This is a genomic window from Photorhabdus sp. RM71S (genome assembly GCF_042879355.1).
In the GTDB taxonomy this organism is placed as follows: Bacteria; Pseudomonadota; Gammaproteobacteria; order Enterobacterales; family Enterobacteriaceae; genus Photorhabdus; species Photorhabdus kayaii.
On record NZ_JBHFKV010000008.1, the window covers coordinates 69,851 to 95,777 of the forward strand.

18 protein-coding genes are annotated in these 25,927 nt (G+C 39.3%); 14 read left to right on the forward strand and 4 right to left on the reverse strand.

Annotation, left to right across the window (positions count from 1 at the left end; genetic code table 11):
- Positions 1 to 121: 121 nt before the first annotated feature.
- From ACGF5R_RS06690 to ACGF5R_RS06715, 6 genes are all read left to right on the forward strand, one after another.
- A complete protein-coding gene (locus tag ACGF5R_RS06690) occupies positions 122 to 865 on the forward strand; it encodes an aspartyl/asparaginyl beta-hydroxylase domain-containing protein (protein ID WP_262980173.1) in 744 nt (247 codons plus the stop codon).
- 164 nt (positions 866 to 1,029) lie between these two features.
- A complete protein-coding gene (locus ACGF5R_RS06695) occupies positions 1,030 to 2,010 on the forward strand; it encodes a TauD/TfdA family dioxygenase (protein WP_192880988.1) in 981 nt (326 codons plus the stop codon).
- A 2-nt stretch (positions 2,011 to 2,012) separates the two neighbouring features.
- Positions 2,013 to 4,436 carry an acylase gene (locus ACGF5R_RS06700; RefSeq protein ID WP_262980172.1) on the forward strand — a complete coding sequence of 808 codons (2,424 nt, stop codon included), beginning with the start codon at positions 2,013 to 2,015 and terminating at the stop codon, positions 4,434 to 4,436.
- Between the two features lie 296 nt (positions 4,437 to 4,732).
- Positions 4,733 to 5,518 (forward strand): cupin-like domain-containing protein, encoded by a 786-nt coding sequence (locus ACGF5R_RS06705; protein WP_387690207.1) that lies wholly within the window; start codon positions 4,733 to 4,735, stop codon positions 5,516 to 5,518.
- Between the two features lie 788 nt (positions 5,519 to 6,306).
- Positions 6,307 to 6,786, forward strand: coding sequence for a DUF2946 domain-containing protein (locus tag ACGF5R_RS06710; protein WP_387690209.1), 480 nt, complete (start codon positions 6,307 to 6,309; stop codon positions 6,784 to 6,786).
- A gap of 145 nt (positions 6,787 to 6,931) precedes the next feature.
- A complete protein-coding gene (locus ACGF5R_RS06715; RefSeq protein WP_387690211.1) occupies positions 6,932 to 9,025 on the forward strand; it encodes a TonB-dependent copper receptor in 2,094 nt (697 codons plus the stop codon).
- Positions 9,026 to 9,086: 61 nt separating this feature from the next.
- Here the strand turns inward: ACGF5R_RS06715 and ACGF5R_RS06720 are convergent, their stop codons facing one another.
- Both ACGF5R_RS06720 and ACGF5R_RS06725 read right to left on the reverse strand, forming a co-directional pair.
- A complete protein-coding gene (locus tag ACGF5R_RS06720) occupies positions 9,087 to 9,881 on the reverse strand; it encodes a family 16 glycosylhydrolase (protein WP_112876691.1) in 795 nt (264 codons plus the stop codon).
- Between the two features lie 415 nt (positions 9,882 to 10,296).
- Positions 10,297 to 11,571: a bifunctional O-acetylhomoserine aminocarboxypropyltransferase/cysteine synthase gene (locus ACGF5R_RS06725; protein WP_112876690.1), complete on the reverse strand. Its 1,275-nt coding sequence runs from the start codon at positions 11,569 to 11,571 to the stop codon at positions 10,297 to 10,299.
- A gap of 591 nt (positions 11,572 to 12,162) precedes the next feature.
- On the opposite strand from ACGF5R_RS06725, the gene ACGF5R_RS06730 reads away from it, so the two are divergent.
- From ACGF5R_RS06730 to ACGF5R_RS06760, 7 genes are all read left to right on the forward strand, one after another.
- Positions 12,163 to 13,521, forward strand: coding sequence for an MATE family efflux transporter (locus ACGF5R_RS06730; protein WP_387690213.1), 1,359 nt, complete (start codon positions 12,163 to 12,165; stop codon positions 13,519 to 13,521).
- A 42-nt stretch (positions 13,522 to 13,563) separates the two neighbouring features.
- On the forward strand, positions 13,564 to 14,157 hold the full coding sequence (locus ACGF5R_RS06735; protein ID WP_262980167.1) for a tetratricopeptide repeat protein: 594 nt from the start codon (positions 13,564 to 13,566) through the stop codon (positions 14,155 to 14,157).
- Between the two features lie 444 nt (positions 14,158 to 14,601).
- Entirely contained in the window at positions 14,602 to 15,105 is a 504-nt protein-coding gene (locus tag ACGF5R_RS06740) for a tetratricopeptide repeat protein (RefSeq protein WP_387690216.1), read from the forward strand.
- An 869-nt stretch (positions 15,106 to 15,974) separates the two neighbouring features.
- Positions 15,975 to 16,721: a Slam-dependent surface lipoprotein gene (locus ACGF5R_RS06745; protein WP_112876688.1), complete on the forward strand. Its 747-nt coding sequence runs from the start codon at positions 15,975 to 15,977 to the stop codon at positions 16,719 to 16,721.
- A 94-nt stretch (positions 16,722 to 16,815) separates the two neighbouring features.
- Positions 16,816 to 18,303, forward strand: coding sequence for a surface lipoprotein assembly modifier (locus ACGF5R_RS06750; RefSeq protein ID WP_262980165.1), 1,488 nt, complete (start codon positions 16,816 to 16,818; stop codon positions 18,301 to 18,303).
- Between the two features lie 52 nt (positions 18,304 to 18,355).
- Positions 18,356 to 21,355: a TonB-dependent receptor domain-containing protein gene (locus ACGF5R_RS06755; RefSeq protein ID WP_192880987.1), complete on the forward strand. Its 3,000-nt coding sequence runs from the start codon at positions 18,356 to 18,358 to the stop codon at positions 21,353 to 21,355.
- 81 nt (positions 21,356 to 21,436) lie between these two features.
- Positions 21,437 to 22,222, forward strand: coding sequence for an energy transducer TonB (locus ACGF5R_RS06760; RefSeq protein ID WP_112876686.1), 786 nt, complete (start codon positions 21,437 to 21,439; stop codon positions 22,220 to 22,222).
- Positions 22,223 to 22,351: 129 nt separating this feature from the next.
- Here the strand turns inward: ACGF5R_RS06760 and ACGF5R_RS06765 are convergent, their stop codons facing one another.
- The gene (locus ACGF5R_RS06765) at positions 22,352 to 22,807 is read right to left on the reverse strand and encodes an acetyltransferase (protein ID WP_387690218.1); all 456 of its coding nucleotides are present in this window, start codon (positions 22,805 to 22,807) and stop codon (positions 22,352 to 22,354) included.
- A gap of 426 nt (positions 22,808 to 23,233) precedes the next feature.
- Here ACGF5R_RS06765 and ACGF5R_RS06770 point away from each other — a divergent pair, with 426 nt between their 5' ends.
- Complete coding sequence (locus ACGF5R_RS06770) at positions 23,234 to 25,180, forward strand: autotransporter outer membrane beta-barrel domain-containing protein (RefSeq protein WP_387690220.1); 1,947 nt, start codon at positions 23,234 to 23,236, stop codon at positions 25,178 to 25,180.
- A gap of 126 nt (positions 25,181 to 25,306) precedes the next feature.
- Here ACGF5R_RS06770 and ACGF5R_RS06775 read toward each other — a convergent pair whose 3' ends face one another.
- Entirely contained in the window at positions 25,307 to 25,762 is a 456-nt protein-coding gene (locus ACGF5R_RS06775) for a GNAT family N-acetyltransferase (protein WP_387690222.1), read from the reverse strand.
- Between the last annotated feature and the right edge of the window lie 165 nt (positions 25,763 to 25,927).

Genomic DNA, 25,927 nt, shown 5'->3' on the forward strand with positions numbered 1-25,927 from the left:
GCGGCAAGGGAGCGAATCCCCGGGAGCATAGAGAACGATGTGACCGGGGTGAGTGAGTGCAGCCAACAAAGAGGCAACTTGAAAGATGACGGGTATAAAACATAAATATCAGGAGGTTATCATGTTGGAACTATTTGAAGATCAATTGGCTGGAATTAGAGAAAAATATGGGAGTGACTGTTTAAAAAGAGTAGAGGATATGTTTTATCCTTTACTACAACAAAGAGCGCCATTACAAGCAGATGCCAAATATATCATGCCCGGTCTTTCTACCTCGCCGTGGTTGGATACGAATTCGTTTCCGCAATTGCAGCCGTTAGTCACCTCATTGATGAATAATGCGGGTAAAATAAAACAGGAAATTAACGCAGTCATCAGTGGTGAGTCTCAATATATCACCGATTATGAGCACTATTTGGGAACTCAAAAAGATTGGAAAGCATTATATTTATTTAAAAATGGTCAGCCTAATAACGCCGTTGCCAATATTTTGCCCGCTACATGGCATATTTTTAATAATGAATTACGGGATTGGCATTGTCCTCTATTGGAAGTTCATTTTTCGGTGTTGCAACCGGGTACGGTGATTAAACCGCATTGTGATTTATGGAATTTCACCCTTAATTTACATTTTGCGGTCGATATTCCTGCTAGCAATTGTGAGATCATCGTTGCGAATGAAGCCAGATGTTGGAAAGAAGGTGAGTGTTTACTTTTTGATTACTCTTATCAGCATGAAGCTTATAACCGTTCAGATAAACATAGAATTTGTTTATTAATGGATATCTGGCATCCCAATTTATCATTTGCAGAACGAGAAGCACTGGTTTTGATCATTACCGGTATTCGTAAACTTTTTGGTTAGTTTATACCCTATGGATTTCAAGATGGATCGCGACGGCAAGGGAGCGAATCCCCGGGAGCATAGATAGTGCAGCCAACAAAGAGGCAACTTGAAAGATAACGGGTATATTTTTCTAGGTATGTGTTGCTGGCTATTGGCAACACAGTTTAAAAGGACAGCCTATTATGAATAGAAAAGGGCAGTGCATCGTGTCTGATATTCAGGAGTTTGATGACTTCATTTTTGAGCTTGACTCAGCAGAACAGACATATTTAAAGCAGGCATTTTTAAAGTCTTCTCTAAAATATGACATTGATAATTTCGAATATTTTTATTGGAAATGTTTTTATCAATCATTTAATTTGCCTGTGCGTTTACAGAAAAAACTATTTGATTTTCGAGCGTTAGAAAATGAAAATTATTTATTGATAAAGGGATTGCCTGTCCCTGATGATCTTGGCTTAACGCCTTTATCTTATGAACAAACAAATAGTTCTGAGGTAGCGGGTGTTCGTACTTTGATATCAACGATATTATCTCGAATTGGGTATATTTATTCGTTTGTCAATAAAAAGAACTTTAATTTTATCGATGATGTTTTTCCAATGGAACAATATAAGAATGTGCAATTAGGCACAAATAAAGAGTTTTTGGAATGGCATGTTGAAGATGGTTTCCATGATGCAAAAGCAGACTGGGTTGCTTTATATTGTTTGCGTGGCGACAAAAATGCCGAAACCTACTTATTTCAAACAAAGAATATTCATTTGGATGCTGAAACCATTGCTGAATTGCAAGAACCAAACTTTGAGATCGATGTCGATCCGACCTTTATGTCGAATATTGGTGGCCGCCGTCGTGTTGCCATATTAAGTCAACATAAAGAGCCAGAAATGATATTTGATCCAGCTTATATGCGTTGTTTAACACCAAAGGCAGAAGCCGCGTTGGAAAAGTTGAATCAGTGTATTAATGAAAATAGAGAGGCTTTTATATTATCTCCTGGAGAAATGTTGCTATTTGATAACCGTAAAGTCGCTCATGCGCGTAGCGAATATGAACCTCGATACGATGGTTATGATCGTTGGTTACTCAGAGCATTAATATTGGAATCAAAATTCAAAGCCAGAGATTGCTTTTATACAGGCACTTTAAGGGCAAAATAAAAATGACATCATTTAAAACAGTATTATTTAAAAAAATATCATTTAAAACAATCACATTACTGTCAACTATTCTGTTGACAATAAGTTGTGGCGGATTTAAAAGTTATTCAGAAAAGACGACGACAGCATTTGAAGCGAAAATTGTTCGTACTCATTATGGTGTCCCACATATTTATGCGCAAGACTTGGGAAGCCTGAGTTTTGGCAATGCCTATGCTCAGGCACAAGATAATATATGCATCATGGCGGATCATTATGTACGCATTCGGGGAGAACGTGCGCGTTTCTTTGGTGCTGATAGAGATAAGCAGGGGGATTCACTGAATTTAATTGAGGACTTCGGTTATAAAGCTTTAGCTTTGGTGGAACAGGCGCGTGAGAAATGGCCGCAATTAAGTACTGATTCACAGGTAATTATTGATGGGTTTGTTGCAGGTTATAATACCTACCTGTCCCATGTAAAGGAAGGGCGTTATACCTTACCAAAAGCTTGTCGAGATAAAGAGTGGGTAGTGCCTATTCAACGTGAGGATGTGCTGGCATATGTGTTTTCTATTGCGGTATTTCCTGGTTCTGCTCAATTTCTTGCTGATTATTATGCTGCTGATCCCAATAAAGATGATCAAAAACAGTTGGCTTCACAGACATCAAGGAATAATGGTTATTCCATTGGTTCGAATGGTTGGGCATTAGGCCGTGACAAAGTTGAAGAGGTCAATAGCATGTTATTGGCGAACCCCCATTTTCCTTATGAAGGCAACATGCGTTTTTGGCAAGTGCATCATGTCATGAATGGAAAGATTGATGTCATGGGAGCGTCTTTAATTGGTTTCCCGGGTATTGTTAATATTGGATTTAATCACAATATTGCCTGGACTCACACTTATTCATCGGCTGAACATGTCATTGTTTATAAAATGCAAACTGCTGCTAATAATCCGCTCAATTATGTGATTGATGGTGTTATTAAACCGGTAATGTCGAAACCAATTCATATTGACGTCAAAACCGATAGCGGTATTGAAACTGTCACGAAAGATCATTTTTATACTGATATTGGGCCTATTATTGAAAATGAAGACTTTGCCTGGTCCGAGTCTGAATTTTATGTCGTGAAAGATGTCAATCTTTACAATCTTGATATGATTGATCATTGGTTGGCGTTGAATCGAGCGGATAGTCTTGCCGATGCAAAACAATCTTATAAAGATTTTAATGGCTTGGCTTTTAATAACACGCTGTTAACTGGTAAAGAAGGCGTTGGTATTTTTATTGGTGATAAAGCTGTACCGGCATTACCTCTTGAAGCTATTCAATTATTGAATGACAACGAAACCCTAGCGGCGGCACGTGAGAAGTATGGCGTGACTATTTTACCGGGTAACTCATCATCAATGATTTTTACCGAAGCCTTGGGTTATGATCAGACCCCACAGCTTGTGGAAACATCCTATGTACAAAATTCCAATGGTTCTCACTGGGCAACGAATCTGGAACATTTGCTCGAAGGTTTTTCTCCACTTCTTGGTAACGAGCGGAAGCCACTATCATTCAGAACTCGTATGGGGTTGCAACTAATAGAGGATGCGGCGGGTGATAATAAGCGATTTTCTCTCATGGAGTTAGAACGGGCGTTATTCTCTGAGCGTTCATATTTAGCCGAACTGATATTAAAAGATGTGATTTACCTATGTGATAAAACACCTAGCCGATTAATTAAACTGGAGAATGGCATGAAGGTGGATATTACGCAGGCATGTCAATTGCTATCACAATGGAACGGTGAATTTAATGCGGATAGTCGGGGCGCGATTATATTCCGTGAATTAGCGTTTTTAATTGATCAGCAAGAACATTTTGCCGTACCGTTTGATATAGTCCACCCGGCAACAACGCCACGCCAATTAAAACAAAGTGAAGAGCTTGTTACCTTGTTAGCACGGGCGGTTGCTAATGTGAAGAATGTGGGGCTGGCTTTAGATATTCCGGTAAGTAAATTTCAATTTATTGAAAGTACCGCACCTGACGGTAAACCGGCAGGTAATCGCATGAGTTGGCCGGGGTTATTTCAAGAAGAAGGCGGCTTTAATATGATCGCGACATGGGATGGGGATGAAACCCTATTTCCTAAACATCATTATACTGTGGGTAATGATGTGGTGAGTGGTGAAGTATTGGAATCGGAGCTAACTGATCAGGGATATCATATTCGTTATGGGTCTAGTTGGATAATGTTGGTGGCATTTGATCAACAAGGGCCTAATGCGCGCGGGTTACTCACTTATTCGCAATCTTCTGATATTGATTCGCCTCATTTTGCAGATCAGAGCAGATATTATTCTCATTATAAACAGCTATTGCCGTTGCCTTATTGGTTAGAAGAAGTTCAGCAATCAACTATTTCGGAATTGATTATCCAACATTAAGTTAAGATTGCTTGGCACCGGTTCACAAGAAATTTTTTGATGTTTTTAACATATACCCTATGGATTTCAAGATGCATTGCGACGGCAAGGGAGCGAATCCCCGGGAGCATAGATAACGATGTGACCGGGGTGAGTGAGTGCAGCCAACAAAGAGGCAACTTGAAAGATAACGGGTATAAGCATTATAACTGGCTGGCTGCTTCAGCCAGTTATAGAAAATACTATTTATTCTTTGGAACGATATAAATATGATGGATTTTTCTAATTCTAGTTATCAGAAATGCGTAGAGTTCACCATGCCATCCATAGAGGATGTATCTGCTTGTATGATGAATAGAGTCCCTTTTATTATTCGAGGAGGCGCTGAACAGTGGGTAGCAAGAACAAAGTGGACATGGGACTATTTTCAGCAAAAATTTGGTCATCACCTGATAAAAGTATTTCGATCATCAAATAATAAAGATAATAAATATATGTCTCTTGGTGACTATATTGATTATATAAAAGATGTGGAAGAACCCGATCCTTATTATGCTTCTGCGTGGCCGTTTTCGCTCTATTTTAAAGAATTGGTGAGTGATTATGAGGTTCCTGACTACTTTTCTTGCTTAATTCGTCAACGTGTTTCAGACGATATTTTGCATAATGAAGCAGCATTACTATTACTTCGCTGGATTTATATGGGGCCTAAAAACAGCGGCTCTCGTATGCATTTGGATATTGCTTCTACTCATGCCTGGAATGCGGTGATTAGTGGTCGAAAAGAGTGGGTATTTTATGGGCCGGAAGAGGCAATGAAAATAGGTTATGGCAAAGTTGATGCTTTTAACCCTGATCTGGTCTTATATCCCGATTTCATTCAGGCTCAAGGAATTCATTGTATACAGAATCCTGGTGATATTGTTTTCACGCCTTGTACACACTATCATCAAGTTAAAAATTTGGTGGCGGGAATTTCGATCACTGAAAACTTTATTAATGACACGAACTTGGAGCTTGTTAAGCATTCCATAAACAACGACGATGATATATCACCTGAACAGGCGAATTTTATTCGAATGTTGATTCCTGAGTTAAGTTAACCTGAATTCTGTTTAAACCGTCACTCTCGAATGGAAAAATTCAGTGACGGTTTCTTCTTTATTTAAACAATAGGCAATGAGTCCACCTAACACGGCTAATAAATTCCTCTTGCTAGTACATGGTCGTGAACGTTCTACGACCATGATGTAGTGTGGAAAACCCGGTATATCAATAAATTGATGTGTGTAATGATGATTTATTATCTCTGCTTATCTTTATTCCATTTACAGGCCATTTAGCGGAATTGAGAAGAAACGCGGCGGGTTGTCCAGTTGTACCAATAACGAGCTTTCCGACTTTTAATGAAACGCTATATGGAATGGCATGAAAAATCTCAGGTGTAACTTCAACGAAGTTTTTAGTTAAAAACTGAATTGATTGAATGGAATCAGCTTGAAAACGCGTTGAAGTTGCCTTAAATAAAATCCAATAAAGACAATATGTTGGAGGGTATTTTTGAGAGGTTTAATACTTAAGGTTCAGTGTATGAGCGGTGATTATAAGTAATATCAAACCGTTAGAGTTAAATAAATCAGTATAAAAAATCACATGATCATTGTTTGTTGTGTGGTGAATATTGCCTTATTTGCACATAGGGAAATACCCTTGCCCGTGACGTTAATCTCTGTGATTTTGCTCGATGCTCATGAAAATAATCCCGCAGATTTTAAAAAAACAACAAATTCTGTCGTCAAAGCGACATTCCTGCATAAAGTGTTTTAACATTTGGTTGTTAAATACGTACAATCTCGTTCCTGAATGTGTTCTCTACAAGAATAGGCTTAGTTTGTCACTGATCCAATTTTACACATCGCGGAGCCGCCTGCCAGCTTGGCTCGGTATATTCGCGATACTGATGTTGTTCATTGCGCCAGTGATCTCCCGGTCACTGGAACATGTGCGCATTAGTGAGGCTCATTCATCGAAAGTGGTCGATTGCCATAGGGTGATGTCATCTGACGGTGATATGCCTTGGAATATGTCTCATTCTGACGTTTCTTCCGCATCATATGTTACTAACCATCATGATGGCATGCAGATGGGTATGCATGGTGGTGGTATGTCGATGTTGGAGGATATTGCCTGTGGATACTGCGTTTTTCTGATCCATATACCTATGCTGGATTTGGCGAATACACCGCTATTTTGGTCAACTTCGCTGACTTCACGGCCACCACCGATTCAAACCGTAGCTTCCTTTCTGCCGCATTTTATCTTTTCTGATTCGTTGCCTCGTGCTCCGCCTGAACAGATCTTATCTCATTAATTTAAACATAATGAAATGTCTTGTCCTGCTCATTATTGAGTCAGGAAAAGTCTGTTCATACCAAAAACGATTTGGTTGGATTCTATAACGTATTCCGCTGTTGATAGAAATATCTCTTCGGAAGGTGGATTCACATTAAGGAAAGATGATGTTCGAAAAAAATTCTCTTCATAAAAAAAATAGGCTATCCCATTGTATCCGTTCGGCGATGCCACTTTTTCTGCTAGCGACTTTTAATGGCTATGCGGCTGAAACTTCACCTGATTCACGTGATCATGTGCACGGTTTAAAAACCAATGATGGTGATGTGATCACGGTAACAGCACCTTTGCATTCTCCTTTGTCAATTGTCACCTCGCCAAAAACCCCCCGTCAGCCGGTTCCGGCAAGTGACGGCTCTGATTATTTAAAAACCATACCCGGATTTGCTCAAATCCGTAATGGCGGCACCAATGGTGATCCAGTATTTCGGGGCATGTTTGGTTCGAGGATTAAGCTCTTGACTGATGGCGCAGAAATGCTAGGAGCTTGTCCCGGCAGAATGGATGCCCCTTCATCCTATATTTCGCCAGAAAGTTATGATTTGCTGACAGTCATTAAAGGGCCTCAAACGGTGTTGTGGGGAGCTGGTGCTTCCGCAGGGACCGTAAGATTTGAACGTGAACATCCTCGATTTGATCAGCCGGGAGTCAAATTCAATGCCAGTGGATTGATGGGTTCAAATGACCGTTGGGATGGCAATGTAGATGCCAGTATTGGCAATGAATTGGGATATTTACGTTTAATGGCAAATAAATCCCGTTCAAATGACTACAAAGATGGTGGTGGGTATCGCGTTCCTTCACGTTGGGATAAATGGAATAGTGATCTGGCGTTAGGGTGGACTCCGGATAAAGATACATTGCTTGAGTTGACCGCGGGAAAAGGGGACGGAGAAGCTCGTTATGCTGGACGTAGCATGGATGGTTCGCAATTCAAACGCGAAAGTCTCGGTGTGCGTTTTGAGAAATCTAACCTCGGTGAAGTGCTTGATAAGGTTGAAGCCCAAGTTTATTACAACTATACCAACCATATTATGGACAATATAACTTTGCGTTCTCCGAATAGCGCCATGTCAATGGGTATGCCTTCTTCGAGTTGTAAACATATGTGTGGTATGCACATGAATATGAATCACGGTATGTCTATGCAACTGGATCGTCGCGTTGTGGGAGGGCGAGTCATGGGTACCTGGCTATGGCAAGACTTCAAATTGGAAAGTGGCGCAGATACGCAAACCAATATCCATCGTAATAAAGCAGGTAATGTATGGCAAAAGGATGCTCAATTCTATAACTATGGCCTATTTGGTGAGCTAACTTGGTATGCTACAGAACAGAGCGAATTGATAACCGGTGCCCGTCTTGATCGCAGCCGAGCAAAGAAATTTGCTGGTAATAGTGAAAAAGAGCGTAATGATACCTTGCCGAGTGGTTTTGTGCGCTTAGAGCATACTCTGGCTGATGTGCCAATGATGTTTTATGCCGGTATTGGTTACACCGAGCGTTTCCCCGACTATTGGGAACTGTTCTCGCCGACATATGGTCCGGTGGGGAGTGCCAGTGCTTTTGATGGGGTAAAAAGTGAGAAAACCACTCAACTTGATATTGGCGCTCAATATACTGGAGAACGTTTTAATGGTTGGGTATCCGCTTATATAGGGCGTGTAAATGATTTCATTTTATTTAGATATAGCCCGACAAACGCCCGCATTAGTCAGGCTGATAATATCAATGCCAATATCATGGGCGGAGAAATGGGCTTTGGTTATCAATTGACAGATCATTGGAAAACGGATGCCAGCCTTGCCTATGCCTGGGGAGAAAACCGGACGGATAACCAGCCAATGCCTCAGATCCCACCTTTGGAAGCACGCTTCGGATTGACCTATGAACGTGGTGATTGGAGTAGTACCGGTTTGTGGCGGTTGGTGAGCAGCCAGCATCGGATTGCTGTGGGGCAGGGGAATGTTGTCGGCAAAGATTTTCAAGATAGTTCAGGTTTCGGCGTACTTTCGGCCAACGTTGCCTATAAGGTTAACAAAAATGTCAAAGTGAGCGCTGGCATCGACAATATTTTGGATAAAGAATACAGCGAACACCTTAACCTTGCCGGTAATAGCACCTTTGGTTATTCAGCGAATACCTCAGTGAATGAACCCGGCCGGACAATGTGGGCGAAAGTAGATGTAAAATTCTAATGAGAAAATGGCGTCCAATTATTGGGCGCCAATATTTGTTTTCCCTTTTCCTGATCGATGACTATTTCTTATTACCGATATACGGATAAACTTTTACATAATCAACATCGAATGTTGCGGTTGTTTTATTTATCGGGCCATAACCTTGTGCTGGATAACTGCGAGGTACTTCGGAGCTTAAAATAATATATTGGTTGGCGATTGAAATTGGAACTTGATCTAATCCTGACAGATTTTGAGCAATATCATCGATATAAAATGTATAACCACTTGGTGTCCATGCCACAGCAAATTTGTGGAATTGGCCATCAACAAGTTTATTTGTAGACAATCTCTTTGACCACTCCTTATGAGCGCTACCATAACCATTCCAGTGAATAGCATGGTCATATTGATCCTGTTTCGCTTCGGCTAAATGTTCAAATACATCAATTTCGACACCTGATTTTTCTGGGTTTGTTAAATCGTGACCCATTGTCGGTGACTGGATCCAGAACGCCACTTGATTACCCTCTGCACGATTGAATCTGATAGCGGCTTCCCAATAGCCATATGCTTGTAGGAAACTTTTTTGTGTTGAAATCATGCCGCAATAATTCTGTAGCTTGCCAGAAGAACTATCGGAATAAGTTTTTATGGTTAAATGACCGTTCCGTACAATAACCGCTGATTGAGTATTAATACAATTTTTTCTGATACCCAGGCCACGGTAATCCCATTTTTGGGTATTAAGTGTTATGCCATCGAAATTATCTTCGAATGAGGGCGTGGAGCTAAATTCATTGGGGATTTTTGCCGAAGCATACCCGCAGATCAATGAACTTAATAACAACGTGTGGGTTAGCTTAATTTTCATCTATTTTCCTTGTATGTTTGACGTGAATAATAGCCATTTAGGCGTTATGACGCGTTTTCCTAGGATGAGTAACTTAATCGAATATTGGCAACAGGGTTACCGACTTAATTTATTACTCCTATGCTTTTTGTTTTTAGTTATTTTGGACGTAATTAATATTGATTGGTGAAAATGAAAATCGACAATATTGATTGGGGAGAAAGAATTGAAATAGATACAGTGAAGAAAGTTATTATGGTCAGTAAATAGAACCCCGCTCGCCAGAACGGGGTATATACCCGTTATCTTTCAAGTTGCCTCTTTGTTGGCTGCACTCACTCACCCCGGTCACATCGTTATCTATGCTCCCGGGGATTCGCTCCCTTGCCGTCGCGATGCATCTTGAAATCCATAGGGTATATAGGGTAACTCTGAATTATTTAGATGCATCCAGCGCTTGGGCAAGATCGGCAATAATATCATCGATATGTTCAATGCCGATTGACAAGCGGATCATATCTTGTGATACGCCAGCTTTAATTAACTCTTCATCATTTAATTGGCTATGCGTTGTTGACGCTGGATGACAGGCGAGTGATTTAGCGTCGCCAATGTTAACCAGTCGTACAATCAATTTTAGTGCGTCAATAAATCGTGCGCCGGATTGCTGCCCGCCTTTAATACCGAAGGAGAGGATAGCTGATGGCTTCCCATTCATATAGTGCTGAGCCAGTTCATGTTCTTGGTGGTTTGACAGCCCGGCATATTTCACCCAACTAACTTGAGGATGATCTTGCAGATAATGAGCGACTTTCAGCGCATTTTCAGTATGACGCTCCATTCTTAATGCCAGAGTTTCTAATCCTTGCAGGATAAGGAAAGCATTAAAAGGCGACAGTGCAGCTCCCATATTACGTAGCGGTACGACACGGCAATGTCCGATAAAGGCAGCCTTGCCGAATTGTTCGGTATAAACGACGTTATGGTAGGAGGGGTCCGGGGTCGTCAATATGGCAAACCGTTGCTTATGTTTTTTCCAAGGGAAATTGCCGGAATCTACAATGATGCCGCCAATAGAATTACCATGTCCTCCCATATACTTGGTTAAAGAGTGAATAACAATGTCAGCGCCATGCTCAATGGGGCGGCAAAGCACAGGGGTGGCGACAGTATTGTCAACAATTAAAGGGACGCCATGACGATGAGCCACTTCGGCAAATTTTTTCAGATCAACAATATTACCTGCCGGGTTACCAATAGATTCACAGAATACTGCTTTGGTACGATCATCAATTAGTGACTCCAATGCTGCGATATCGTCGTGTTCAGCAAATCGTGTTTCAATACCGAATCGCGGCAATGTGTGAGCCAGCAGGTTATAAGTGCCGCCATATAATTTAGCAACAGATATAATGTTATCTCCAGCGCTGGCAATGGATTGAATCGCACAGGTGACAGCCGCCATGCCAGATGCAACCGCTAAAGCAGCGACTCCTCCTTCAAGTAGAGCAACCCGTTTTTCCAATACATCATTGGTAGGGTTCATAATGCGAGAATAGATGTTGCCCTCAACCTTTAAATCAAATAGGTCGGCGCCGTGTTGAGTATCGTCAAACGCATAGGATGTCGTTTGATAGATAGGAACGGCAACAGCTTTGGTTGTTGGATCTGGGGAATATCCGCCGTGGATAGCAAGAGTTTCTGGTTTCATTTTCGATCTCTTCTTTTACGGTAAGATGACATATGTCTTTGATGGATGGTGTAAGCAGTTTTTGTTAAAACCATATACCCGTCATCTTTCAAGTTGTCTCTTTGTTGGCTGCACTCACTCACCCCGGTCACATAGTTATCTATGCTCCCGGGGATTCGCTCCCTTGCCGTCGCGATGCATCTTGAAATCCATAGGATATATTTCCGCTAATTCTTTATTAATTAAAGAAATAATTTGAAAAAGTGACTAATTATTTGCTTTAGCTATGTTAGTATTTTTATTTTTTTAATAATGTGGATGTTATCACAAAATAGTTCAATAATTTCATCCAAGTAACATTAACTATTAATATAGAAAATGGGAACAAAATACTTAAATAAATATTCAATCTTTTAGAAAGATCACAAAAATTTCTGTGAAATAGTTAGTTTTCGTTAGATTGCTTTAATTTATTTCTTCACTGTTGCCTGAAAGAAAATAGAAGGTATACTCATCGTTCTGATTTTTTCAAACTTTTTTAAATGATTTTGGTCGTAATTTATTGTTAGTATGATCAATATTGGCACTAACCAATAAATTAATGGGATTCTTATGGCTAAGTTTTCAAACCGGCGGGAGTTAAAACAACTTTTATTTTTCTCTTTCCCTATCATCGTTAGTCAGATAGCACGTACGGCAATGAGTTTTGTCGATATTGTGATGTCTGGTCACTATGCTACGGCTGATTTAGCAGCAGTAACATTAGGCAGTAGTATTTGGTTTCCTATATTTGTATTAGGATATGGGATGATTATCATGCTCGCAGCAGATGTAGCTAAGCAGAAAGCGCAACATGATGACGAAGGGATTAAAGCAAGTCTTAAAAATTACTTGTTTCTAGCGGTGATACTTTCGATACCAATAATTATTTTATTAATATTAGTTAGCTGGCTACTTTCACTCATAGGCATAGATGAGCATATTTTAGAAATTACCCAGGGCTATGTTCTTGCGATGGCATGTGGTGTTCCTAGTGTTATGATATTTAATGTTTTTCGTTCATTTCTACAAGGATTGGAAGATACGAAAACCGCCATGTATTTATCTGCTGGTGCTTTATTATTGAATATACCATTAAATTACATATTTATTTATGGAAAACTGGGTTTACCAGCAATGGGGGGCATTGGTGCGGGTATTACAACTGCGGTTATTAATAACCTAAGTGCTGTATGTCTGATTGCCTATTTTTTGCTAAAGAATAAATATCGTCGCTATAGGCCAGATTTCAGTTTACCAAAATATAAGGATTTAATCAGGACGTTTTATATTAGCATGCCAAGTGGATTGGCTCTTTTTGTTGAAATGGTATTTCTGGATGTAATTGCTATTACTGCCGCTCCTTTAGGTGCTCAAGTCATTGCTGCACATAATATTATGCTTAATATTACCTCTATCATCTATACCGTAACTGGGGGGATTGCAGCCGCCGTGACAGTGAGAGTCGGTTCCTATATTGGGAAGAGAGATAGAACATCATTAACAGGTACTATAAGGATCTCAATTGCTTTAATTTTATCTATTTCCGCAGTTATTGGCGTTTTAATCTACTATTTCGCAGGTTCATTTATTTCACTCTATACTAACGATAATGGAGTCATAATAATTGCGCTTAATATAATCTTTCTGTTATGCCTGTTCCAATTCTTTGACTCTTGCCAGGCGGCTTTATCCGGTATTTTACGGGGTTTTCATGATACCCGATCAGTATTTTACGCGCCGTTATTCGGGTATTGGCTAGTGGGTTTGCCATTGGGGTTTGTTTTAGCTTTGACAAACTGGGTAACCGAGAGTATGGGAATTATAGGATTTTGGTATGGGTTGGTTTTGGGGCTTTTTGTGAACGCTATTTTGCTGTTTATCATATTAAAGGTTAGACAGAAAGGAATGATTTCTCGGTTGGTTTCCTGACTTAACCACAGAGTATTCTAGTAAATAATTTAGGGCAATATCATGAAGTATATTATTTTAATGATGGTTTTATTGGCTTCTAATGTGTATGCGGAAAATATAGAAAAATATATTCCCAAAACGGTGTTTACAGGTATGCATTATGAGGATAAAGAAATTACTCTGAAAACACCCAGAACTGTTGAGGAGTTTCGTAACTTAGAGAAACTTGCAGCAAAAGGGAGTGCTGATGCTAATTTTTTGTTGGGGCGTTTATATAGTGATATTTCATTACCAAGTTCGGAAAGGGATTATCAAATAGCTAAATATTATTATGAGAAAGCCTTAGATTTAGATAACAATCACATATTGGCTTTATTTTGGTTAGGTGTGGTTTACGAATCTGGAGATAGCGATAAGCAGGATGCAAAAAAAGCATTAGAATTTTACGAAAGAGCCGGTAGCCAAGGTCTTTTAAAGGCATACAATAATATGTCTGTCATTTATTTACATGGTGATGGTAATGTTCCACAAGATTTAGAAAAGGCGAAAATATATTTCCAGAAAATAGCTGATATGGGGGATAAAGAAGCTAAGTTTTCTTTAGAGCATTGGGATATCATAATGATACAGTTAGGATATAAAGAACCTGAATGATATTCATATCAGTCTGATCGTTATTATATCTACATTTAATTCCCTATCTAAAGATGGGGGATTTTATTAAATTATTTAAATGATTTATCTAACTCTTTCAGTTAGTATAAAATACTATCAATATTGCTATTTGACAGCTTATTCATAAAAATCATTTTATAAAGTTATGATTATTAAATCTGTTATCAATAAAGATTTATATTTAAGTCAGAATTTGAGTTACATTCTTAATATATTTATTTTACTCAGTTTAGTAAGTAATATATTTATATTTTGGATGGTTGTTTTTCCTATTTGATAATATATTTGCCTTTGGAAAAATAGGAAACTATACTTTCTTCTGGTAAGAAAATGGAAAATGGCTTTGAAGTTGAAGATTGAGAATGTTCAAAATGAACCTCGTTCAGCTACAGAGTATTCTGATAAATAATTTAGGACAATCTCATGAAATATATTATTTTAATGATGGTTTTATTGGTTTCTAATGTATATGCGGAAAATATAGAAAAATATATTCCGAAAACGGTGTTTACAGGAATGAATTATGAGGATAAGGAAATTACTCTGAAAACACCCAGAACCGTTAAGGAGTTCCGTAACTTAGAAAAAATCGCAGCGAAAGGGAGTGCTGATGCTAATTTTTTGTTGGGGCGTTTATATAGTGATAGTGCATTAGTAAGACCTGAAAGAGATTATCAAATGGCTAAATATTATTATGAGAAAGCTTTGAGCTTAGATGGAAATCATATGTTGGCTTTATATTGGCTAGGTGGAATTTATAAATATGAAGGTAGAGATAAACAAGATGTGGAAAAAGCAATAGAACTTTATGAAAGAGCAGGTAGTTTGGGTCTTATAAGGGCATATAACAGTATTGCTATCACTTATTTACATGGTGACGGCAACGTTTCCACAAGATTTAGAGAAAGCAAAAATGTATTTCCGTAAGATGGCTGATATAGAGGATGAAGAATCTAGATATATATTAGAACATTGGGACATAATACTGATACAGCAGGGATATAAGGAGCCTGAGTGATGCTCATATTTTAACCTAACAGCTATCATATCTACATAAATTCCCTGTCGAAAGGTAGGGGATTTCTCTGATTTTATTTAAATAACTTAATTGAATTCTTTCATCTTGGAGCTAAAAGAGTATCAATATTGCCATTTGATTATTTATTTTATAAAAAATTACAGTTAATTTTAATTTACTTTAAAAAACTGTGGTTATTTAATTTTTCATCAATGGTAAATGATATTTAGTTAGAGTTTAAGTCATGTCAGTAATGTTTTCGTTTTAGTGAATTTAATAATTTATATATTAGTGATCATTCTCGTAATAAATATATTTATATCTGGAAAAATAATTTTTCCTATTTAAATCATTTAGATGAGATATATATTTTTGATTTTTATTTATCATTGTTAAGTATTTCTTAATTAATGTGAAATAGCTAATTTGGTGTTATATAGTTACCATGTGAACAATAACATTATAATTAATTTAATATTGAAATAATTTCTTATTTATACATCTATATGTATTGATTTTTTTACACACGTTATGGGTGATTCATCTAAGATTATATCCGTTGCTATATTAAGGTTATGGTAAATATTTATTTAATAATTAAATAGTTAGCTTTATTAATTGCCATTCTATACAAATAGATACGATTGTTTTATGATAATGATTATCATTTCATTTTTTATTAAAAGTACGTTAATATGCGCGCCAGTCTTCGGACGGTGCTAAAACTATGTAATAAGCAATACTCTAACATTTAATTAGTTAACATAAGGAATATGCTATGAACAAAGTTAAAGTGTTAATTGCAGTATTAGGTACATGTGGATTAGTAACACAAGCTATGGCTGATCCAGGTTTTGGGCAAACACAACAGTTTGATAGTCAGAAACAAAGTATCCAGGTAGGTGTGACTGATGCACGTGGTGGAGGTCATCCGACTCCGGGTGGAGAACCGGGAATAGGAGTTCAGTCTATTTGGGGGGGGAAAATTACTAGCTTTTCAAATCTTGCAAGTTATGCCGCAGCGGATGCAAATGGAATTCACAAAATTTCTATGCCGGGATCAGGTAGCCATAGTGGGATGGGGGTGTTCAATTTCAGTAAAGTGGCTAATGCTGATGTTTATTTTGGTGAATGGTCACAAAAAGGCACGGTAGATGATACTACTCATACCGCCTATTATTCTGGTAAAGATGTGACAACTAATTTACCTACCGGTGGCGTAGCAACTTATACGGTTAAAGGAATTAACCAATATAGTGGTAGCAATGCCCTGCATGGGACATTTACTGCTGATTTCGGTCAGAAAAGGCTTACTGGTTCAATAGCAAATAGTGCATTGACCGTTGGTATTAATTCTAGGATTAGAACAGATGGTTCATTTGCGGGTAGGGCGACTGCTGGAAATGTTGTAGGGACAAACAGCGGTCACTTCTTTGGCGATAATGCAGCTAGTTTAGCTGGGGTGGCTAAATTTGATGCGGATCACAGTAAAGATACTGCCTTTGGTGGAACTAAAAATCCATAATATGAATTTGTATTAGCTGAATAAGGCAAAGTTCATATGGGCTTTGTCTTATTTTGTTTATTTATCGGCTCGACTATGAAGCAGTGATATTCCGATGTTAAATATACCCATTATCCGTTTTTCCATATTGATCAATTGCTTGTTTATTTATCCCTCTTTGGTTCTGGCAGATGAAGATACCGGTAGAAGATTGTGGCATAACGTACAACGGAATTTACAGGATCAAGAAAAAGCGCTGGTCACGGATGAAACTGTAAATAAAAAAACGGATCATTTATCGATAGTACTTAATGGTCAGACTTTTAGTATTGAGAATAATGTGAATGATATTGGTCAGGCGCTCTATTTAGCCATTAATCATCAACAAGTGAAGGATGTCGAGCGCTTTTTGTTGATATACCAGAAGTTACCTGGACATGATATCCAATTGGTCCGTTTTGCTCGGGCAAATCTGGCGCGCTCTCAGGGTGACTTGGCAGCAGCAGAACAGCATTATCAGGCCATCTTGCAGCAACAGCCTGATTTTACCCGTGCTAAATTAGAGTTAGCTAGAGTCTATTATGAGAATCAAAAAAATAGAGAAGCTAGTTTACTATTTAATGAAATTTCAGCGGCTAGTCGCGATTATGAAAATAAATTACCACCGGCAGTCATTAAGAATATAACTAATTATCAGGAGGCGATTAATTTTCGCAATGCTTGGCGTGGGTCTTTTTCCGTGGGATATATCTTTAACGATAACACGAATATGTCGCCGGATAAGCCTCCTGTTTGCACACTTTATCGTGAAAATGGTGAGTGCGCAGTTGAACGTAATTTGCCTATGGCAAAGAAAGCAAATGGTATAAGTTATGATGCTACGTTGCGTAAGATATATCCGCTGAGTGGTCACCACGGTGTCTTTTTACGCTCGATGACTTATGGAGAAAGTTACCGTTATCATAGTGAGGAGAATGAAAATACCACTTCTGCTTATTTGGGCTATAGCTATAAAGCGCAAAAGGATGATTTCCTAATAGGGCCAGTTGTTGAGTTTAATTATGTTGGTAACCATTCTCGTTATCGTACTACGGGAATAAAATCCGAATGGATGCATATTCTATCTAAAAATCTGGTATTGAATTTGGAAGGAGAATATAAGCAGTTTCGTTATCATAAACTTTATAATCATAATGACGGTAATATGACCTCTGTTTATGCCACCTTATCTTATTATTTAACTGATCAAACCATTACCTTTGCAGGGGGGGATTGGGTTAATAAAACCAGTGTTGAGAGAGTAGATGATTATCAGCAAAAAGGTGTGCGAGCAGGCATTTCCACTCAATTGTATCCGGGAATTAATGCAGTGGTATTTACTGCATTGCGCCAGCGGCAATTTGGTGATTACAGCGTACCTCTAAATGCACGTCGTAAAGATAATGAACAATTCTATGCGGCAATTGTGAGTATGCCTAAATTTGAAGTTTTCGGTTTAACCCCAGTAATTACTTATCGATTTAGAAAAAATAGTAGTAATGTTGATTGGCTCTATTCCTATAATAAGAATGAAGTTTTAGTCAAGTTTGAAAAGTATTTTTGATACTGGTTGAAGTAACAAGTTATTTCAATCCACACTATGGCAGATAATGATTATGTATAAATTAAATAATAAATATAGCAAAATAACATTCATGCTGGTGTTGGCCTACAGTATGATGCCTTATCGTGCTGATGCAGAAACACTAGTAACCCCGGCTCAATCATCTAAACAGTCCGCTGAAAATAAGGCTGACCTCGGTAAAATTAACGTTTCAGCGACCAGTGAAAAAGATGAGGCAGGTTATGATGCGGTTTATGATAAAGATATTACCAATATTTACTTGGGTAAGGATTTGGTAGAACGCTATAAGGGCGCTTCACCGGCGGATGTTTTAAAAAGTGCAGTTGGCGTATTTAGTGGTGATTCGAGAAACAGTGGCGCATTAGATCCTAATATTCGAGGTATTCAGGGGCAGGGGCGGGTTCCTGTTACCATTGACGGTACTGAACAGGCAATTACCACCTGGCGTGGTTATAACGGTGCGAATAATCGTAACTATATTGATCCTAATTTGATCAGCAGCATTGAAATAGAAAAAGGTCCATCATTGACACGTGGAGTAAAAGGTTCGATCGGTGGGGCGGTAATGATCAAAACTCTGGGTATTGATGATGTGGTACCGATAGATGAGCAATTCGGTATTAACTTGAAATTGGAAACCAGCAGCAATGCAGTTAAGGAACGTGTACCTCATCTACAATTGGGACAAGATTATCGAGATGTTCCCGATTTTAATCAAGGATTTAATTATGTTGATCCTGCGTTAGAAATTACGCCAAAAACTTCAAAAGATAATAAATTATTGGGCCTAAAAGATAATGCGATACGTCTGGCGATAGGTACCCGGCAGGAATATTTTGATTTAATGGCAGCTTATAGTTATCGCAGTAAAGGAAACTATTTTGCCGGCAAGGGTGGTGCTCATCGCTATGATGAGCCCATTAATAAAAAGGATATAGAGATCCTTGATGGTGGGACCCGGTCATATGATCCTTATCTGCCTTTTGTGGCACGTATATATCGCCCTGGAAATGAGGTGCCGAATACTTCCAGTGAAATGAAGTCTTGGTTGTTTAAAAATACCTGGTATCTGGCTAATCAACAGACGATTGGGTTTGGTATCCGCGATACTAAAACGATTTACGGGGAGATTATGCCTTCGCGGCTTGGTTGGGTTCGGGCTGAAAATAATGTTGTACCACAGTGGCCGCTGGCGAATGTACATCAGCAGGCATTTAATCTGGATTATAAATGGAAACCTGACGGGAACAAATGGGTTGATTTTGATATGAAATTTTGGATTACCCGTACTATCAGCGATACCAATACTGCCGGGGGATATCCACGTGAACCGCGAGAGCGGGATGAAGCTTGGGATGTGGGGGGGCGGCAGGAAAGAAATCCGAATAAAGATGGTCGTCTGGTAGATACTGCTTCTACTAATACCCATAATAACCGTTGGGGAATTGATCTCTCTAATGCTTTCGAATTGACCTCAAATTTAGATTTAACCTTGTCAGCTAGTCTGCAACAGGAACGTTTAGGTTCTCATGATGATTATGAAGGGAAGAATTTTTCTAGTTTTCGATCACCACCAAGAAAAGGACGCCGTCAGGAGAATAATGTTGCCTTTAATTTTGACTGGCGTCCTACCCCGTGGCTGGCATTAAGTGCCGGCGCTAGGCGAATCAGTTATTGGTCTAAGGATGATTTTTTAAATGAACGTTTGGCGGCTCGTGATATTGGTTATAGTAAGGATAAAAAGTTGGTTGGCCAAGGGTTGCGATATCTGAGAACACTTACCGACCGGGAAGCTGAACTATATAAAAAGTTTGATGAATGTTTTGAGTGTCTGACTGATGATGAATTTAACGAATACACTGATAAAAAATTTACAAGTTCAAAAACACGAGATTCAATTCTTCGCCCTATGGTACCGGTAGACGTGCTTTGGAAATATCATGACGATGGTAAGTTATATAAACAAAATAATCCCTATTTTAATGGGAAACTTGATATGAACGAACGCGTTATTGATCCTGTGACGAATAAAGAAGTGTATAAATATGAATACAGTACCGTTCAGCAGAATAGCCGTTATATTGATGACTCTGGAGAAATATTGAGTACTGGTGATAGTGGTGTTTATAAAGCAAAAAGTGAGCAGGAGCGTTGGTCTAAACAACCTAAACGTAAAGATCATGCTTGGGCGCCGGTATTTTCCGCAACGGCTTATATCTCTGATAATGCACGTATCTATACCCGTTATGCCGAAGCAGTACGTATGCCGAGTATCTTTGAAGATACCGTTGGCTTTTCCTCCGGTTTGACTGATAAACCAGCACGCGCTTTTAAACCTGAACGTAGTAAAACAGTGGAAGTGGGTTATGTGCATGATTTAAGTCAGTTATTGGGTGCGGAGCGTAATGCGGATATTAGATTCGCTTATTACAATACTGTCATTGAGCATGTTTTTGATCGTGACAGTAACTTTGTATTTACTCAACTAGATAAACAGAAATTATCCGGTTTAGAACTACAGGGACGTTATGATAACGGTAGTTTCTTTACCCATTTTGGCCTATCTTATAATCTTAAGAATAAAGTTTGTGATAAAACTGCATCGCTTATGTTAGATCCAAGAAACCAGTTTGGTGTTCCTGAATGTATTGATGGCGGTTTTCCCGGTGGTTTTTTAAGGACAACTATTCCACCTCGTTATTCTCTTAATCTGAATATTGGTGGCCGGTTATTGGATGAAAATTTAGAGATCGGTAGCCGAGTATTATACCATAGCAGTGTGGAGAATAAGGATGAAAAATGGTTAATGAAAAAAATGCCCGGTGTTTATAAAGGGATAAGTAATAATCCGATGCGCTGGAATTCGGTAATGACTGTAGATGCTTATATTAATTATCAGGTTACGCCAGATGTAGTCGTTGAATTATCTGGCACCAACTTAACCGATCGCTATTATCTGGACCCGTTAACGCGTTCCATGATGCCAGCGCCTGGTCGGACGTTTAAGCTTAGTGTCACCAGTCGGTTCTGACTCTTTAAAGGAGATTTGCCGGTTGCGGTTAAGCGCGCTGGCAATCTCCACAGATAATGAACGGAAAGATGGCTTGAAGTTATGATGAAAAATCGTATTTATATTGGCTTGTGTGCTTCCTTACTGTTACATGCGGGTATTGTTGGATTTATGGCGCGGCATTTACTGCGTGATGACAGTGCGAATAATCAATCAGTGAATTCGCCAATAATTAGTATGTCAATAGAAATGGTTGCTTCGGCAGCACCGGCCGGACAGGAACAACCTGTAGAACCGGAACCTATTCCTCCCCCGTTACCGCCAGAGATAGTGGTAGCGGAATCACCACATGAGGCAAAAATAGTACTTAATAAGCCAGCGGATAAGCCACGCAAACAGGAACGTCCGAGGCCACCGCCAGAAAAGCATGTGGATGCTAAACCGAAGGACAAATCTCAGCCACAGAAAAAACCGGTAGAAGAGCCTCAACAAAAACAGGCAGAGCAAACGGAAGGTAACTCTCAGTTAGCGGGGAGAGATGCTGTGGATTCACAAGCAGGCGCCCGTCAGGCGACGACCAGTCAACCGATGACGGGCGTGGGAGCTGATGAGTTACAAAGCTATCAGGCTGCCTTGCGTCGTGAAATTGAAAAACATAAACGCTATCCGCGTCGGGCTAAGAAAATGAAGCAACAGGGGATAGTTCAGGTCAGGTTTAGCTTGCTGGATAGTGGCGATTTGACGAATCACCAATTAGTACAGAGTTCAGGCGCTGATGAATTGGATCGGGCAGCCCTTGCGGCGATTCAACAAGCTCGATCGGTAGGATTGAAACCGGCTGGTTTGCCAAAAGAGCTTACCTTAGCAATAGAATTTAATTTGAAATAAATATATACCCTATAGATTTCAAGATGCAGCCAACAAAGAGGCAACTTGAAAGATAACGGGTATAGGTTTGGGCAGCGAAGAGGCTGTCGCTGCCTTGATAATAGTGGCGTCATGTGGGGATAGTGTGAGTTAGATAGCTTTGGCGTTCGGCCGTTCAATTCGCATATGTAATAACGGAAACGGATTACCTTGACCGTCAATTTCTGAGCGGTTGAAAACGCTAAATCCTTGGTGCTGATAGAAACCTACTTCTTGAACATTTTGTTCATTAACATCAAGTTCATTGATACCTAATTCGCTAATAGCAAAATTCAGCAATGTTTTGCCGATGCCTTTGCCACGGGAATCTGGAGTGATAAACAACATTTCAACTCGATGCTGATCAACGCTAATAAAACCCTCAATTTCGTGTTTATCATTTATCGCTTTATAAACCGTCAGCATCGGTAAATAGATATGCAGAATCAATGGGCGTAGTTGATTAATATATTCGTCAGATAAAAAATCATGTGTTGCTCGTACCGAGGCTTCCCAGATTTCGATCAGTTTATTGAAATCGGCCTTCATTGCTTGCTGAATTTTCATATTCATTCTTCTTAATCTTTTATTTTTCTGAACTGAGATGAATTGATGCTATCACGTTTGTAGTGATGGATCGCTTCAGATATTACTTAAAGCTATCCATTATTCCTATCAGAATCTTATTCTGTCTGTTTTGTGATCTATTTCATGAAGCAGAGGAGAGAATTGAATCAATTTGGTCTAATATTACTTTTTATAGATAGTTGAATTTTAACCAAATTGATTAATTGAACAATCAAGCAACACTAAACTTTAAAACCTAAAAAAACAGTGCGGGATTCTCTCTGTTGCTAACTATAATGAGGTATTGGTTAATCAAAAAGGGGACTGCGTCATATCTCATTAACGTAGTTTCTATTCGGATTGATCATTTTAGTTGAACGGCTAGTTCAATGATAAATATAAAATAACTTCTTGAGGATCATATTAATGAAAAGGGCATTTATATTTACACCAGGCGTGTTAGCACTTTCGATAAGTGCAATTTCTAATGCACACACTTATGACCAGCTATATGTTTTTGGTGATAGTTTGAGTGACAGCGGAAATGGAGGTCGATATACGATCAATGGTACAACCAGTAAGTTGTATAATGATCTTATTGCTCAACACTTAGGGACTAAACTGACCAATTCTAATAGTGGGGGGAATAATTACGCAGTAGGTGGAGCGACTGCTGTTTCTGATTTAAATAAAGATCACAACACTCAAAATCAGGTAGATAATTATCTGGCAAGCCACGGTGGTCGTGCTGATCCTAATGGCATGTATGTTCACTGGATTGGTGGTAATGATATTCAGGCGGCATTGGGAGATTTGGGTAAAGCGCAAGGAATAATTGATAAGAGTGCAAAAGCCGCTGCATTCCAGGTACATACGCTTCTCAATACGGGGGCTGGGTTGGTGATCGTACCTACGGTTCCTGATGTTGGTGTCACTCCGAAGCTTATGGAGACCATTATCTCTAGAGGGCTAGAATCTAAAGTTACCTCAGGCAAACTTAAGGAGGCGATGGATAAAGTTCATGCGGCAGTCAACAAGTATCCAACAATCGATGAAGGCACCCGTCTTCAAGTTATCCAAGGTGTTTTCAAAAATATCGGACTTGAAGCTTCAGGGGGGGATGCTAAAAAAGCGGAGGAGATAACTCAACAATTGTTTGGTACTTATGAAAAAGTAAGCCGTAGTGCGTCAGAGCTGGTTGATAGCTACAACCAATTAGAAGATATCGAACTTAGCCAGAAGGGCGGCAATATTGTTCGAGTTGATGTTAATGCACTTTTACATGAGGTCATTGATAATCCTTTACGTTATGGTTTTTCCAATACAGTAGGTTATGCTTGTGCTCGGACTGTTAATGCCAGTGCTTGTTATTCCGATGTTCCCGGTTTTGATGCCAATCAACTCTTTTTATTTGCTGACGATTTTCATCCAACTCCAAACGCACAGCGTATGATTGGTGAGTACACTATTTCAATCCTTAATGCTCCACATCAGGCTATGTCACTGACGAATACCAACAATGTGCCGGTGAAGGGGGCGCTTGCTTCTCTTGACGGCCGTTTGCAACAGTTACGTAGCGTGGGTAATGACCAAGGTAAAATAGGCGTATTCGGTGGTTATAGTGGTAATCACAACAGTACACTGACTCTGGGTAGTGACTATCAGCTCACGGATAATATTCTGTTGGGGGGAATGATCTCTCGTTATCAGGATAAGCGCTCAGTTAATCATTTTCACGCTGATGGTCGTGGTTATGTCTTTACCACTTATGGCTTATGGCGTTACTACGATAAAGGTTGGATTAGCGGCGATCTTCACTATTTGGACATGAAATATGAAGACATTACGCGTGGTATTGTGCTCAATGAGTGGCTGCGCAAGGAGCATGCTTCGACTACCGGTCATCAGTGGGGCGGACGCATTACTGCGGGTTGGGATATTCCGCTGACATCTACAGTCATGACCAGCCCGATTATCCAATACGCTTGGGATAAGAGTTATGTTAAAGGTTATCGTGAATCAGGTAAGAGCAGCACGGCTATGCATTTCGGCGATCAACGTTACGACTCTCAGGTCGGAACATTAGGCTGGCGTCTGGACACCAATTTTAGTCGTTTTAATCCCTATGCTGAAGTTCGGTTTAACCACCAGTTCGGTGATAGTCGTTATCAGATTAGTAGTGCCATTAACTCAACTGAGACATCTTTCGTTAGTGAAAGTCAAAAGCAGGACACCAACTGGCGTGAATACGTTATCGGCATGAATGCTGCTATTACAAAAGATTGGGGCGCTTTTGTGTCAATATCACGTAATGATGGTGATGTTCAGAATCACACTTATGCTTTCAGTTTAGGTGTTAATGCCAGTTTCTAATTTCTGGTTAAAAGATACAAGTTGATAAAACAATAGCTTCCTGCTTATCGCAATAGTGTGGTTGTTGTCGCAGTAATGCCCGATCACCTTGTCGGGCATTTTTCATGACTAATTGATATGACTACTTTATAGCTTAGGTTGTTTGTAAATATCAGGTCGGACAATTTGCCAAACAAAGTTTTCTTCGTTTACCGGGGAATAACCCATTTTTTTATACAGCCACGGCGCCATAGAAGTGACTAGCATAATATGACGAAGCTGTGCTATTTGGGGATGTTCCAGGCAACATGTCATTAGCCAACGTCCTAATCCTAATCCTCGATAGTCGTCTAAAATAAAAACATCACTAAGATAACCAAAGGTTGTGAAGTCAGTCACGATACGAGCAAATCCTATCTGCTGAGTATCTTTATATAGACCAAAGTTCAAGCTATTTTCGATCGACAACTTAACTGTCTCCTTGTCGATCCCTTCTGCCCAAATGGAGTTCGTCAGAAACTGTTGTATGATCGTAATATCTAATTTATTTTTATCTGTAGTGACAACATATCCATCCTTTTCCCAACGATGCAATTTTTCCATTCTGGCTTCCTCTGAAATAAAATGATAATAATTGATTATGATATCTCTGCACTTGAATGCGTTGTTGAGACTTTTATCATAGAAAGAATATAGCGATTTGAATGAATAACACCATAGGGCCGTATGTCGTCTCTTCAAGTTTTCGACTATATAGACTGGCCCTAC

Coding starts and splice junctions, on each gene's coding strand:
- ACGF5R_RS06720 (WP_112876691.1), bottom strand. CDS start 9,881: ATGAAAATTAAGCTAACCCACACGTTGTTATTAAGTTCATTGATCTGC.
- ACGF5R_RS06765 (WP_387690218.1), bottom strand. CDS start 22,807: ATGAAAATTCAGCAAGCAATGAAGGCCGATTTCAATAAACTGATCGAA.
- ACGF5R_RS06760 (WP_112876686.1), top strand. CDS start 21,437: ATGATGAAAAATCGTATTTATATTGGCTTGTGTGCTTCCTTACTGTTA.
- ACGF5R_RS06705 (WP_387690207.1), top strand. CDS start 4,733: ATGCCATCCATAGAGGATGTATCTGCTTGTATGATGAATAGAGTCCCT.
- ACGF5R_RS06730 (WP_387690213.1), top strand. CDS start 12,163: ATGGCTAAGTTTTCAAACCGGCGGGAGTTAAAACAACTTTTATTTTTC.
- ACGF5R_RS06745 (WP_112876688.1), top strand. CDS start 15,975: ATGAACAAAGTTAAAGTGTTAATTGCAGTATTAGGTACATGTGGATTA.
- ACGF5R_RS06740 (WP_387690216.1), top strand. CDS start 14,602: ATGAAATATATTATTTTAATGATGGTTTTATTGGTTTCTAATGTATAT.
- ACGF5R_RS06775 (WP_387690222.1), bottom strand. CDS start 25,762: ATGGAAAAATTGCATCGTTGGGAAAAGGATGGATATGTTGTCACTACA.
- ACGF5R_RS06700 (WP_262980172.1), top strand. CDS start 2,013: ATGACATCATTTAAAACAGTATTATTTAAAAAAATATCATTTAAAACA.
- ACGF5R_RS06725 (WP_112876690.1), bottom strand. CDS start 11,571: ATGAAACCAGAAACTCTTGCTATCCACGGCGGATATTCCCCAGATCCA.
- ACGF5R_RS06735 (WP_262980167.1), top strand. CDS start 13,564: ATGAAGTATATTATTTTAATGATGGTTTTATTGGCTTCTAATGTGTAT.
- ACGF5R_RS06755 (WP_192880987.1), top strand. CDS start 18,356: ATGTATAAATTAAATAATAAATATAGCAAAATAACATTCATGCTGGTG.
- ACGF5R_RS06770 (WP_387690220.1), top strand. CDS start 23,234: ATGAAAAGGGCATTTATATTTACACCAGGCGTGTTAGCACTTTCGATA.
- ACGF5R_RS06750 (WP_262980165.1), top strand. CDS start 16,816: ATGTTAAATATACCCATTATCCGTTTTTCCATATTGATCAATTGCTTG.
- ACGF5R_RS06715 (WP_387690211.1), top strand. CDS start 6,932: ATGATGTTCGAAAAAAATTCTCTTCATAAAAAAAATAGGCTATCCCAT.
- ACGF5R_RS06695 (WP_192880988.1), top strand. CDS start 1,030: ATGAATAGAAAAGGGCAGTGCATCGTGTCTGATATTCAGGAGTTTGAT.
- ACGF5R_RS06690 (WP_262980173.1), top strand. CDS start 122: ATGTTGGAACTATTTGAAGATCAATTGGCTGGAATTAGAGAAAAATAT.